The organism is Microbacterium lacusdiani (genome assembly GCF_054779895.1).
In genome coordinates this window covers 65,064-77,460 of the sequence record NZ_BAAGXJ010000004.1, presented here as the reverse complement: position 1 = coordinate 77,460, position 12,397 = coordinate 65,064, and the positions used below count along the sequence as shown (strand labels likewise).

Below are 12,397 nucleotides of genomic sequence, written 5' to 3'. Positions count from 1 at the left end.
CCTCGAACTCAGCGCCTGACCCAGCACCGAAGGATCACGACACGGCTACACCACTACCGGGGACTTGACCCCGACCCCGGGCGCCACCAATTCCCTCGCCCACGGCAGATCAGCGCCCGGCCTGCTGACGGTAATTCGCGCACAGTCGCTGGCGAACCGCCCGAGCTCTTCCAACTGGGCACGATCCAGGAGCGTCCCGTTCCGCAGCGTGTCCGTGCCGTGGTCTGCTCGCAACAACTTGCGAATGCCGTGGATCAGTCCCGCCATGAACGAATCACCGGCGCCGATGGTGTCGGACACAACGTCGGCATCGGAGGTGACATGGACTCGGTGTGCGGTGGTGGCGACCGTCGCCCCCGCGGGTCCGCGGGTCACCGCGACCAGGGAAGCGCCCAGGTTCAGCGCGCGATCGATGACATCATCCTGATCGAGGTCCGGGTATAGCCACGCACCATCCTCGTCACTCAGCTTGACCACGTCCGCTGCCGCGATGAACGCATCCGTCGCCCGGATCTGCGCGGGGTGTGGGCGCATCAAGGTCGGCCGAACGTTCGGGTCGAATGTCGTGACGGTGCGTCCCCTGGATCGGGCGAATAGTCGATAGGCCGCGGCGTCGCCAGGCGCCAGCGCGGCCCCGAGGGAGCCGGTGTGCACGATCAGCGCGTCACCGGCCGTCACGGCGCTGGGAAGCTCCCAACTGATGTCGAAGCCGTACGCCGCTGAGCCGTCGGGCTGGATGTTCGCGGTCGCCGTGGAAGTCGACTCCATCTGCGTGCTGTCCGGGTGGACGAGGACGCCGGACTCGTCGAGGTGCCGGCGGATGAGCGTTCCCCGGTCGTCGGCACCCAGAGACGTCAGCAGCTGCACGGGGTTCCCGAGCCGGCCCAGCCCCACGGCCACGTTGAGCGGGGAGCCGCCCGGGCTCTCCTTTACACCACGCTGGCCTCCCACAACCCGGTCGATGAGGGACTCACCGACCACCAGTATCCCGTTCCGCGGCTTGCCGGTCACGGAGCGACCAGGAGCTTGCCGGAGCTGTCGGCGGCCGCGGCCGCGAAGGCGGCCGCGACATCGGTCAGCGGGTAGACCGCGGAGACGACCTCATCCGCCGGAAGGCCCCCGCTTTCGGCGATCTCGAGCGAAGTGATGATGTCCTCCTCGGTATAGGCGGCGGCGCCCTGCACCCGGATCTCCCAATCCTGGATCAGTGGCATCGGCAGCGCCGCGTCGCGCGGAGGGACACCGACGACCAGCAGCGTTCCGGCGCGGCGCAGCAGACCGATCGCCTGACGGAAAGAACCTTCCACCGCGACGCAATCGAACACGACATCGGCATTGACCTCGCCGAGAGCAGAGATGATGCGGTCGTTGACACCCGGTTCGGAGGCGAGGAATCCGTCGTGGGCGCCGACGCGCTTGGCGCGCTCGATCTTGCCCGGATCCATGTCGGTCACCACCACGGATGACGCGCCCGCGTGAAGCGCCGCGACGACGCACAGCAGTCCGATGGTGCCGGCGCCGAGCACCACCACGCGAGCGCCGCGGAGATCACCGGCGATGCGCGCCGCGTGCACCGGAGTTGCCAGGCATTCGACGAGCGCGGCGGTGGCGTCGTCGACCGCGTCCGGCACGAGGAAGAGGTTGCCAGCAGGAGCCACGAAGTACTGGGCCATCGCTCCCGCCCGCTGGAGCGTCGGGTCGCATCCGATCCACTCCAGCTTCTCGCAGGCGTTGGTTCGTCCACTCTCGCAGTTGAGGCAGACCCCGCAGTTGACGTTCGGCTTGAGGATGACGCGCTGGCCGTCATGCAGAGTCTGCACGCCGGGGCCGACAGCTGCGACGACCCCCACTGCCTCGTGTCCGGGGAGGTACGTGGAGGTGAGGAAAGGGTGATGTCCTGCGATGGCGTGAGTGTCCGACCCGCAGATCCCCACGAGCGAACTGCGGACCAGGACCTCGCCCTCCGCCGGAGTCGGGATCGCGGCGCTCTCCAAGCGGACGCCGGCTTGCGGCTCGGCGATCGCACGGGTCATCGTCGACGACGTCGGGCCGCTGATGTTCGAGTTGCTCATGGAATGGTTGCCTATCCGGTGCTGGGGAGCGGGTCGCTCCTCGGGTGGGTGAGGGGTCAGGTTACGCGGCGATCAATTCGCGGCTCGCGACGGCGGGGCGAACCGGGGAGGTGATCCCCGGCTGCGGCGGGCGGACGAACACGGTGATGACCGCTCCCGCGAGGTATAGGACCGCATAGGCCCAGCAGATCCCGGCGACACCGGTGATCGGTAGCAGGGCCGTCGCGATGGCCGGACCCAGGAATGTCGACAGACCGGCGGCCAGGTTATGGGCGGAGATCGCGGCACCGGTGTGCCCCGGTGCGAGCGCCGGGAAGACTGCTCCCATCGGAACGAACGCTGAGACGGTGACGGCCAGCAGCACGGCGGCGGCGGACATGGCGAGCATGTTCCCGCCGAACCACTGCGGGAGATAGCAGAACGAGAGGGTCGCGACCGCACAGCCGACACATCCCCACCAGCGCATCTGCCGCATCCATCCGAAACGGTCCCCCAGTCGCCCCCACACGACGTTGGTGACGATGGTGACGGCGAACATCAGGCCCCAGATCTGCATCCATTGCGTGAGTTCGAATACGCCGACCCCGCCGTTGTCCGTCGACGACAGGTACAACGGCATGATCACGGGGAAGCCGAAGAGCGTGAGGTTGCAGATCATCCGGACAATCGCCATCAGAAGGATCTGACGGTTCTCACCGAGGATCGTCGCGCCACGAGCCAGTTCCCGCCATCGGGCCGCGGCGTCGACCGGAGGCCGGTCCGCGGGCTGGTGTTGCGCGCGGGCCGCGCCGCGGGCGCTCACCGCGCAGATCACCACACCGGCAGCGACCCAGGGAAGTGCGAACCACAGCGTCGCCTGCTCCCCCACGACCGGGATCACCCAGCTGGGAAGATAGGTGCCGAGCACGCCGATTCCCAGCGAATACGCCGCCCAGTACCAGCCCATGGCGGTGGCCAGGCGGGACCGGTCGATCGTCTGTGCGATGTGCACCACGAACGCGTAGATGAACAGTGGATACGTGGCCGCCCGGAGACCGTAGACCAGGAGGATCAGCGGAAGGCTTCCGGCGTTGATCACAACGCCGAGGAACAGCGCCTGAAGCAGCAGCCAGCTCACGCCGCCGACCAGCATGACCCGCTGGGGCCCGAAGGTTTCGGCGATGACGCCGGAGCTCCAGGCGGAGATGGCGGCGATCAGCCCGTACACACTGAACGTCAGGGCCGCGTCCACCGGGGTGTAGCCGAGGTCGACCAGGTACGCCGACAGGAAAGTGAGTTCGAAGCCATCCCCCGTCATGAACAGGGCGATGGCAACGTAGCCGAGGACGAGAGCCCGGGAGAGACCGGCAGTCAACAGAAGCACCTCTTTGTGGGAAACCGACACGGCATTGGATGCCGCAACTTATTCTGCGAACGGGCCGCCGCTGCATCTACAGCGCGGGAACGCAAGAACTGATACAAATTTTCCTGCTGACGCCGCCGCGGCTGAGCACCCTCTCCGCCCCACGGTCCGCGCTCAGCAGAAGGAACGGCTCGTGAGGAGTCAGGCGGTCAGCTGGTCGTCCATGAGCGTCGTGGCGTGTCGGTGATATCGACCGCGTCGCAGCTCGACGGGCAGTCGAAACCACAGCACTGCACTGGCGAGAGGGAAGAGTATGAGGCCCCCAATCCACACTCGCTTCACGGTCGCCGGCAGCAGACTGACATCGAGTACCTCGGCAATGGCGGCGCACTGCATGACGATGACGGATGCCGAGCCGAGCGCCAAGAGGACGATGAGGACCGGGTCCACCGGCGGCACAGCCGTGCCGAGTGCAAGCGGCGTTCCCGCTGCGATCACGAGGGCGCCTCCGCAGCACGGCGACCTAGGAGCTCCGCGAGCGTCCGTCGTGCGCCGACGGTGTGCAGCCGCCCGGCGGCCGTCAGGTACTCATCCACGAATCGGGGGTTGTCTGCGAGATCTCCGAAGAGTCGCCGGTTGCGAACGAAGACGAGCGGATCCTCGTCGTACTGCCGTGCGATCGGGATCAGTTCGTCGGCGAGCGCGTCCACGACAGCAATCGGCTCGCCCTGCTCGTCTCTGCCTTCGGCATAGCGTGCCCAGCTGGCGATGACGGCAGCGCTGCACGCGATGGGTCCACCCTTGCGCAGCTGGGCGTGCACCACCGGGACGAGCCACTTCGGGATCCGATCCGACGAGTCAGCGCAGAGCCGGGCGATCGTGTCGCGGACCGCCGGATTGGAGAACCGCTCGATCAGGGTCGTCTGATATGCCGCCAGGTCGACGTCCCTAAGCTCGTGCAGCGTCGGGGTGGCCTCGTCTCTCATGTACTGCAGCAGAAACTCGGAGATCAACGGATCCCGGGTCGCGTCGTGCACCAGGCGGTATCCCATGAGGTAGCCGAAGTAGCACAGCGCCTGATGGCTCGCGTTGAGGAGCCGCAGCTTCATCAGCTCGTAGGGTTCGACATCCGCCACCAGCTGCACGCCCGCCTGCTCGAAGGGCGGCCGGCCGAGGGGGAATCGGTCCTCGATCACCCACTGGAAGAAGGGCTCGCACACCACCGGCCACTCGTCGCGCACTCCGGTGCGCTGGACGAGACCGTCGACGTCCTCGGCCGTGGTGGCCGGGGTGATCCTGTCCACCATCGAGTTCGGAAACGCGACGTGGGCGGTGATCCACTCCGCCAACTCGAAGTCCTTCGCACGGGCGAAGGCCGTGAAGGCGCGGGCGGCGACCTCTCCGTTGTTCTGCACGTTGTCGCACGACAGCACGGTGAATGCCGGGATGCCGCGATCCCGCCGGCGGCGGAGCGCCTCTGTCACGTAGGCGAACACCGTGGTGAGGCTGTCGCCGGCGATGTCCCGGGCGACCGCGGCGTCCGAGAGATCGAACTGGCCGGTGACACGGTCGACGTTGTAGCCGCCTTCGGTGACGGTGAGGGAGACGATCCTGGTGTCCGGGCTCGCCATGCGTTCGACGACGGCCTCCGGGTCGTCCGGCGCGAACAGGTAGTCGACGATGCTGCCGATCACCGACGTCTCCTCGCGGCCGTCGGAATACCGCACCGTCACGGTGTACAGATGATCCTGGGCGCTCAGCGCCTCCTTCATCCTCCGGTCACCGGGCAGAAGGCCGATCCCGCAGATCGCCCAGTCGGTGGCCGAGCCCTTCCCCAGCAGCCGGTCGACGGCCCATGCCATGTGCGCGCGGTGGAACCCGCCGACGCCGACATGGACGATGCCCGCGGTCAGCTGGGACCGGTCGTACGAAGGGGTGCGGATCTCTGCCGGCAGCTCGGGCAGCACAGCCTCCGACAGTCGGCGAGACTCCTCGCGCGACGGACCGGGCGACAGCGACGAGCTCATTTGACGGCACCCATGGCGAGGCCGCGCACGAGCTGCTTCTGTGCCAGCCAACCCGCCGCAACCACCGGCAGGACGGCGACCGTCGCCGCCGCGGACAGCACCGCGAGGAACTGCCCACGCCCGTCGACGAAGCTGGCGAGGAACGGCGGGACCGTCCTTGCGGTGTCGGTGGTGAGGATGCTCGCCAAGAAGTACTCGTTCCACGAGAAGATGAAGCAGATCAGCGCCACCGCGGCGATACCCGGCATCACGATCGGCAGGACCACGCGGAAAAGCTCGACATGGAGCTTGGCGCCGTCGATCTGCGCCGCCTCGATGATCTCGACCGGGACCTCGGTGAAGAACGAGCGCATCATCCAGATCGCGATCGGAAGGTTGATCGCCACGTACAGCCAGCTGAGCGCGGTGATGTTGTCGAGGAGCCCGAGCGTGAGCAGGATGAAGTAGAGCGGGATCAGTGACGCCGCGACCGGCAGGAACCGCGTCGAGATGAAGAAGAAGAGCACGTCGGTGACCTTCTTGATCGGGCGGATGCTGAGCCCGTAGGCGCACGGGATCGCCAGGATGAGCACGATCAGCGTCGAGGACACGCTCGAGATGAACGAGTTCGTGAGGAACGCCCCCATGCCGCGGTCGAAGACGGCGACGTAGTTGTCCAGCGTCAGCTGAGTGAACAGCGTGGGCGGGATCGACGCGGCGCTGGCCTCGGTCTTGAAGCTAGTGAAGACCATCCAGGCGATGGGGAAGAAGAACAGGAGGACCAGGATCCACGTCACCGTGGTCAGCAGTCCGGCTCGTACGGAACGCATCAGTCGCGCACCTTTCCTTCGACGAAGACCTTGAACAGGCTGCGGAGCGCGATGCTTGCGACAGCCAGGGTGATGATGACGGTGATGACGCCGAATGCGGCGGCCTGGCCGATGTCCAGACCGATGAAGGCGCGCTCGTAGAGGAGATACGGAAGCGTCTTCGTGCCCCCCGTCCCCTTCGTCATGATCGCGATCGGGTCGAACAGCTGCAGCAGCATGATTCCGCCGAGCAGCACGGCGATCTCGATGTACTGCCGCAGATGGGGCAGCGTCATGTAACGGAAGATTCGCAAGGGTCCAGCGCCGTCCACCGAGGCAGCTTCAAGCACACCCTTGTCCTGGCTCTGCAGACCAGCCAGAAGGATGAGCATCATGAACGGCGTGAACTGCCATGTCATCAGGATGATGATGGTTGCCGGTGGCAGGTCCGTGTTCCACGCGACGGGTGGCAGGCCGATTGCGCCCAGCGCCACGTTCACCATGCCGACGTTGACATCGAGCATCAGGAACTTCCAGATCAGCGATGCGGCGGCGGGCATGACGAGGAACGGCGTGATGAGGAGGGTTCGGGCGATGCCCTGACCCAGGAAGTGCCGGTCCATCAGCAATGCGAACCCGAGGCCGAACACGAGCGACAGGATCACGGACGACCCGGTGATCAAGACCGTCGCCCACAGCGACTCCAGGAAGTCAGGACTGGAGAAGACGCTCAAGTAGTTCTGGAAACCTGCGAACGCGATGTCGCCGGGACGCAGCTGATTCCAGTTCAGGAAGGAGACGACGATCGTCACCAGGAACGGGATCTGGGTGAGGAAGATCGACACCAGTAGGGCCGGCATCACCAGTCCCCGTGCGACACGGGCCTTGCGCTTGCTGGTGGGGGCGATCCTCGGCGGCAGCTTCGGGGCGTCGATGCCCGCGTCGGTGATGATGGACGTAGTAGTCACTGGACTGTTTCCTTGCGTTTGGGGAAGTCCGGGGCGGCGTACCCGTGGGGCAGCCGCCCCGGACCTGCTCCGCAGCGATTACTTCTGCTTGTCTCCGGCTTCCTGCGCGATCTGCTGGCCCTGAGCGAGAGCTTCCTCCACGCTCGTCCGGCCGGCGATCGCGTCGGCGACCAGCTGTGCGACCTGATTTCCGACGTCCTGGAACTCAGGGATGGTGACGTACTGGATGCCCACCCACGGCTGCGGGTTGACGCCAGGCTGCACGGGGTCCACGGAATTCATGACGTCGACCGTGATGGGCGCGAAGGCGGCGGCGGCTTCCTTGTACTCGGGGATCTCATACGTGGAGTTGCGGGCTCCCGGCGGTACCCGGGTCCAGCCGAGGGTCTCGCCGACCAGCTGCTGGTACTCCTTGCTGGTCGCCCACTTCACGAAGGTGAGCGCGGCATCGTAGTTCTTCGTGGTCTCGGGGATCGCGAGGTTCCACGACCACAGCCAGCCGGACTCGTCCGTCTCCACGACGGGGGCGTGAACGTAGCCCATCTTGCCGGCGACGCCGGAAGAGTTCTCGTCCTCCAGGATGGATGCGGCGACCGACGCGTCGTACCACATCGCGGCCTTCTCAGTGCTGACGAGGTTCAAGCACTCGGTGAAGCTGTGGGAGACCGGGTCGGGCTCACCTGCGGTCTTGAGCAGGTCGACGTAGAAGTTGACCGCTTCGGTGAACTCGGGCGAGTTCACCTGAGCGTTCCAGTCCTCGTCGTACCAGTTGCCGCCGAAGGTCTGCACGACGGTGGTCAGCGGCGCGAAGAGGTCGCCCCATCCCGGCTTGCCGCGCAGGCAGATGCCGGCGACGTCGTCGGTCTTGAGCTGGTTGGCGAAGTCCGCGACTTCCTGCCAGGTCGGGTGCTCAGGCATGGTCAGCCCGGCGGCGTCGAACAGTTCTTTGTTGTACATGAGGATCGAGGACTCGCCGTAGAACGGCACGGCGTATCGCTTTCCGTCGACCGAGGTGATGTCGGTGATGGGGTCGAGGATGTCGTCGACGTCGTAGCTCTGGTCGGCCTCGAGGTCTGCGGTGAGGTCCTTCAGCCAGCCGAGCGCCCCCCACTGGGGGACTTCGTAGGCACCGACGGTGACGATGTCGTACTGTCCCGCCCGTGACGCCACGTCAGCGGTGACCGCCGCGCGCAGGTCGCCCTCTTCCATCTGGACGAAGTTGACCTTGATGTCGGGGTTGTCCTTCTCGAACTCTCCCTTGAGCTCCTCCATGTCTTTCATCTGGGGGTTGCTCACGGTCGCGAGAGTGAGAGTGGCGTCCCCCTCCTCGTTCGCGCTGCCGCCCGCCCCCGCGCATGCGGTGAGAGCGATCGCGCTGGTGAGGAGCAGCCCCCCTGCTGCCATCAGGCGTGACTTGTTTTGCATTCGAACTCCTTTGTGTGAGTGCTGCCGCACGTGCGGCTCCCGGATGGTCGAACTTCGCTGTCTCCGGGCGACTGCTCTAGCCTGCGGGACACCCTTTGTCGCTGTCTGCGACATCTCACCTACGCTTCTGGTACTTTCTTGCCGTGGTCCAGCCGAAGGCGACAGCAACGAGGGCGTTGTGGATGGAAATGAGTCACTGAGCAGGAACGTGCGCCACGTCATAGACACGCCCGCAATGCGCGAGCTCGTGCCCCTGACAGCGGGAGAGTCGTTCCGGTGGATTGAACACGACTATCCATCCCCCGTCGCGCGCTGGAACTACCACCCCGAGGTGGAGATCCATCTCATTCGGCGGGGAAGCGGGAGTTATCTGATCGGCAATCAGATCGGCGCCTTCGGACCGGGCCATGTCGCCATCGTGGGCGCAGACGTGCCACACGACTGGATGAGCGATCTGCATCCGGGTGAAGTCCTCGAGAACCGCGACTGCGTGATCCAGTTCCTACCTTCCTGGCTCGACGAGACCATCCGGATAGTCCCTGAACTTCATGCGGCGCGATTGCTTGTGGAGGACGCCCGGCGCGGGATCATCTACACCGGGCAGACCGCCCTCCAAGCGGCGATCACCATGGAGGCGATCGGAACCGCGGTCGGGGCGGCACGGGTCTCCTTGTTCCTTGCGCTACTCGACCTGTTCCTGCGGGCGCCCGCTGGTGAGCGCCACTACGTGGCTCATGAGTTGTACACAGCGTCGACGGACCGGAACGGGCGCGCCGCCGTAGACGCCGGCCTAGCTTACGTCGTGGAGAACCTTTCCGGAGACATCCGCATGTCCGAAGCTGCGCGCCTGGCTCACATGTCCGAGCCCAGCTTCTCGAAGTACTTCAAGAAGGCCAGCGGGATGACCTTCTCGGACCTCGTGCGACGACTTCGCATCGCGAACGCGTGCCGCCTCCTCGACCAGACGGACTCGTCGGTCGCCGCCATCAGCACTGCCGTGGGCTACCAGAACCTCGCCAACTTCAACCGGCAATTCCGCGCGGAAACCGGCTTGACGCCTTCGGCGTACCGCCGGGCAGATGTCTCCCTGCGTCCCCAGATCGGCGTGGCGAGCCAGGCAGCAGCCCGCTGAAGGAGCACCGGGAGACGCCGGGAGTGAGCACGACTTCGCCGGCCGGTGCCGCCAGCCCGGCGGTGACGCCGTGCGGATCCCGTGCGAGCATGGGGTCCCCGACGAGCCGGCAGTACGGCGCAAGGAGCATCCTGCTCAGTGGAGCCGACTTCATGATCATCTCAATGCTTTGTGCCCCGGCCTGTCCGCCCCGGCCGGCAGAGCCCTTTCGATCGAGACCACGACTGGGCAGGCGGTGCTGGCATGCGCGGTCGCGGTCGCGGGACGCCCCCATCGACACGCGCCCTGATCGCGAGGGCACCCGGCAGGCTGACCAGGACGACCGCCGAGTACAGAGTGGAACGCTGGCGTGACTGCCTGTCACCGCCGCCCGACGGCGTCGCGCGGACCGAACGGCTGGGCCGCGACCTGGAACGCTACCGCCGCCTGCTCGTCGATATCCCCGCCGTCGAAGTCACGGTCATGCTTCCGCGTACGGACGGCCAGATCCTGACCAGCCTGCCATGGCGCATCCATGTCGAACCCAGATGGGGAACGCGCAGTCTGTCGAAGATTCGACACTCCGAAGTGCAGGATTGGGTCTCCGAGATGGCCCGAACGCAAAGCGCGTCCAACGTGCTGCGAGCTCACGGCATTCTGTCGGGGATTCTCGATGCCGCGGTCAAAGACCGAACTCTTCCCAGCAACGTCGCCCGCGATGTCGCCCTGCCGCGAAAGGGTAGAAAGCGAAAGGCGTATCTCACCCACCGGCAGGTCGAGCTTCTCGCCTCCACGGCCAGGGAACCCGACCTTGTCCGCTTTCTGGCGTACACGGGAGTGAGATGGGGCGAAGCAACGGGACTCCGTGTGCGCCACCTCGACCTCCCGCGACGTCGCGCACGCGTCGAAGAGAACGCCGTCATGGTGGGTACGAACGTCATCATCGGCACTCCCAAGTCCCACAAACACCGATCCGTACCTATCCCGCCTTTTCTCCTCGAGACGCTGATGCTCCGCGCGCGAACGCGCGGCCGAGACGACTTTGTCTTCGGTGACGGCGCACAGCCGATGCGGCTCCCGAACTCGAAGGATGGATGGTTCGCCTCATCCGTTCGACGCGCCCAGGAGCTGGACCCGGAGCTCCCGCGCGTGACACCGCATGATCTGCGTCACACGGCGGCTTCGCTGGCAATCAGCGCGGGTGCGAATGTCAAGGCAGTGCAACGCATGCTTGGGCATACGAGCGCTGCGGTAACCCTCGACATCTACAGTGACCTGTTCGACGACGACCTGGACGGCGTATCCGACGCACTTGATCGCGCCCGGACTCTCAGCCTCATCGAGAACCCTTCGAAAGACGCGTAAGGCCCGCTTCTTGGCCCCCGTCGCCAGCTGATCGGTCGCTCTGAAACCAGCCCGGACTGCCGCGTTCCGTTTCAGATGTGGGCAAATTGTGGGCACGGCGCTCGGGCGCGAGATAGCGAAAGCCCCGCGATCCCAGTGTTTCCAAGGGTTCGCGGGGCTTCGACGATGGCGGTGACGGTGGGATTTGAACCCACGGTAGGGGGTTACCCTACACAACTTTTCGAGAGTTGCACCTTCGGCCGCTCGGACACGTCACCGCGTTCGAGTTTACGGGAGGTTCATCGGGCGGCCAAATCGACGGGGCCTTACCGGGCTGGGCATCCGCTGACAGGATGGCGCCATGGCCGTCATCGAGAACGCGAAGCTGACCGTCGTGGGCGCGGGGGCGGTCGGGTCCGCGACCGCGTACGCGTCGCTCATCCGGGGCGCGGCGCGGCAGGTCGCGCTGTACGACATCGACGCGGCGCGGGTCGAGGCCGAGACGCTCGACCTGGCGCACGGCGCGCTGTTCACCGGGTCGAGCCAGGTCACCGGATCGGCCGACATCGCGGTGACCGAGGGGTCGCACGTCGTGATCGTCACGGCCGGCGCCGCGCAGCGGCCCGGCCAGACGCGGCTGGAGCTGATCGGGACGAACGCGCGGATCTTCCGCACGATGATCCCGCAGCTGGTCGAGGCCTCTCCCGACGCGGTGTTCGTGATCGTCACCAACCCGTGCGACGTGCTGACGCTGCTCGCACAGGAGCAGACGGGCCTGCCGCCCGAGCGGATCTTCGCGTCCGGCACCGTGCTCGACACGTCGCGGCTGCGGTGGCGGCTCGCGGAGCGGGTGGGCGTGGCGGCGCGGTCGATCCACGCGAACATCGTGGGCGAGCACGGCGACACCGAGTTCCCGCTCTGGTCGAGTGCCTCGGTCGGCCCGGTGCCGCTGAGCGAGTTCGCCGCGCGGGGCGCCGATCCGCTGACCCGGGACGAGCTGGACCGGATCGCGCAGGAGGTGCGGACCGCCGCGTACAAGGTGATCGAGGGCAAGGGCGCCACGAACTACGCCATCGGGCTCTCGGCCACGCGGATCGCCGAGGCGGTGCTGCGCGACGAGCGCGGCGTGCTGCCGGTCTCGACGGTGCTCGACGACTTCCACGGCCTGTCGGGCGTCGCGCTCTCGGTGCCGTCGATCGTGGGCTCGTCGGGCGCGTTCCCGATCCGCGAGACGCGCTTCTCCGACGAGGAGCTCGCGCTGCTGCACGCGTCGGCCGACACGATCCGGGCGACGGCGGACCAGGTGCGCGAGGGCTGAAC

The 12,397-nt window shown here is 66.5% G+C and carries 11 protein-coding genes and 1 tRNA gene; 3 read left to right on the top strand and 9 right to left on the bottom strand.

What is annotated here, in order from left to right; translation table 11 throughout:
* Positions 1-45: 45 nt before the first annotated feature.
* The 8 genes from ACYVGN_RS05535 to ACYVGN_RS05500 form a co-directional block, all read right to left on the bottom strand.
* Positions 46-1,011, bottom strand: coding sequence for a carbohydrate kinase family protein (locus ACYVGN_RS05535; protein WP_460789338.1), 966 nt, complete (start codon positions 1,009-1,011; stop codon positions 46-48).
* On the bottom strand, positions 1,008-2,072 hold the full coding sequence (locus ACYVGN_RS05530; RefSeq protein ID WP_460789337.1) for a zinc-dependent alcohol dehydrogenase: 1,065 nt from the start codon (positions 2,070-2,072) through the stop codon (positions 1,008-1,010). The genes ACYVGN_RS05535 and ACYVGN_RS05530 overlap by 4 nt, the downstream gene beginning before the upstream one ends.
* Before the next feature lie 61 nt (positions 2,073-2,133).
* Positions 2,134-3,456, bottom strand: coding sequence for an MFS transporter (locus ACYVGN_RS05525; RefSeq protein ID WP_460789335.1), 1,323 nt, complete (start codon positions 3,454-3,456; stop codon positions 2,134-2,136).
* A gap of 159 nt (positions 3,457-3,615) precedes the next feature.
* Positions 3,616-3,912 (bottom strand): hypothetical protein, encoded by a 297-nt coding sequence (locus tag ACYVGN_RS05520; RefSeq protein ID WP_460789334.1) that lies wholly within the window; start codon positions 3,910-3,912, stop codon positions 3,616-3,618.
* Complete coding sequence (locus tag ACYVGN_RS05515) at positions 3,909-5,441, bottom strand: mannitol dehydrogenase family protein (RefSeq protein ID WP_460789332.1); 1,533 nt, start codon at positions 5,439-5,441, stop codon at positions 3,909-3,911. Before ACYVGN_RS05515 ends, ACYVGN_RS05520 begins: the two co-directional genes overlap by 4 nt.
* Positions 5,438-6,250 (bottom strand): carbohydrate ABC transporter permease, encoded by an 813-nt coding sequence (locus ACYVGN_RS05510; protein ID WP_460789331.1) that lies wholly within the window; start codon positions 6,248-6,250, stop codon positions 5,438-5,440. The genes ACYVGN_RS05515 and ACYVGN_RS05510 overlap by 4 nt, the downstream gene beginning before the upstream one ends.
* Positions 6,250-7,197, bottom strand: a complete 948-nt coding sequence (locus ACYVGN_RS05505) for a carbohydrate ABC transporter permease (RefSeq protein WP_460789329.1) — start codon at positions 7,195-7,197, stop codon at positions 6,250-6,252. The genes ACYVGN_RS05510 and ACYVGN_RS05505 overlap by 1 nt, the downstream gene beginning before the upstream one ends.
* Positions 7,198-7,275: 78 nt before the next feature.
* Complete coding sequence (locus ACYVGN_RS05500) at positions 7,276-8,622, bottom strand: ABC transporter substrate-binding protein (RefSeq protein ID WP_460789328.1); 1,347 nt, start codon at positions 8,620-8,622, stop codon at positions 7,276-7,278.
* A 235-nt stretch (positions 8,623-8,857) separates the two neighbouring features.
* Here ACYVGN_RS05500 and ACYVGN_RS05495 point away from each other — a divergent pair, with 235 nt between their 5' ends.
* Entirely contained in the window at positions 8,858-9,754 is an 897-nt protein-coding gene (locus ACYVGN_RS05495; protein WP_460789326.1) for an AraC family transcriptional regulator, read from the top strand.
* A gap of 336 nt (positions 9,755-10,090) precedes the next feature.
* Positions 10,091-11,098, top strand: coding sequence for a tyrosine-type recombinase/integrase (locus ACYVGN_RS05490; RefSeq protein ID WP_460789325.1), 1,008 nt, complete (start codon positions 10,091-10,093; stop codon positions 11,096-11,098).
* A 166-nt stretch (positions 11,099-11,264) separates the two neighbouring features.
* On the opposite strand, the gene ACYVGN_RS05485 is transcribed toward ACYVGN_RS05490, so the two are convergent.
* A tRNA-Ser gene (locus ACYVGN_RS05485) sits at positions 11,265-11,355 on the bottom strand.
* A gap of 83 nt (positions 11,356-11,438) precedes the next feature.
* Between ACYVGN_RS05485 and ACYVGN_RS05480 the strand changes: the two genes are divergently transcribed.
* On the top strand, positions 11,439-12,395 hold the full coding sequence (locus ACYVGN_RS05480) for an L-lactate dehydrogenase (protein ID WP_134747063.1): 957 nt from the start codon (positions 11,439-11,441) through the stop codon (positions 12,393-12,395).
* Positions 12,396-12,397: the final 2 nt, after the last annotated feature.

Coding starts and splice junctions, on each gene's coding strand:
- ACYVGN_RS05530 (WP_460789337.1), bottom strand. CDS start 2,072: ATGAGCAACTCGAACATCAGCGGCCCGACGTCGTCGACGATGACCCGT.
- ACYVGN_RS05515 (WP_460789332.1), bottom strand. CDS start 5,441: ATGAGCTCGTCGCTGTCGCCCGGTCCGTCGCGCGAGGAGTCTCGCCGA.
- ACYVGN_RS05510 (WP_460789331.1), bottom strand. CDS start 6,250: ATGCGTTCCGTACGAGCCGGACTGCTGACCACGGTGACGTGGATCCTG.
- ACYVGN_RS05500 (WP_460789328.1), bottom strand. CDS start 8,622: ATGCAAAACAAGTCACGCCTGATGGCAGCAGGGGGGCTGCTCCTCACC.
- ACYVGN_RS05495 (WP_460789326.1), top strand. CDS start 8,858: ATGCGCGAGCTCGTGCCCCTGACAGCGGGAGAGTCGTTCCGGTGGATT.
- ACYVGN_RS05480 (WP_134747063.1), top strand. CDS start 11,439: ATGGCCGTCATCGAGAACGCGAAGCTGACCGTCGTGGGCGCGGGGGCG.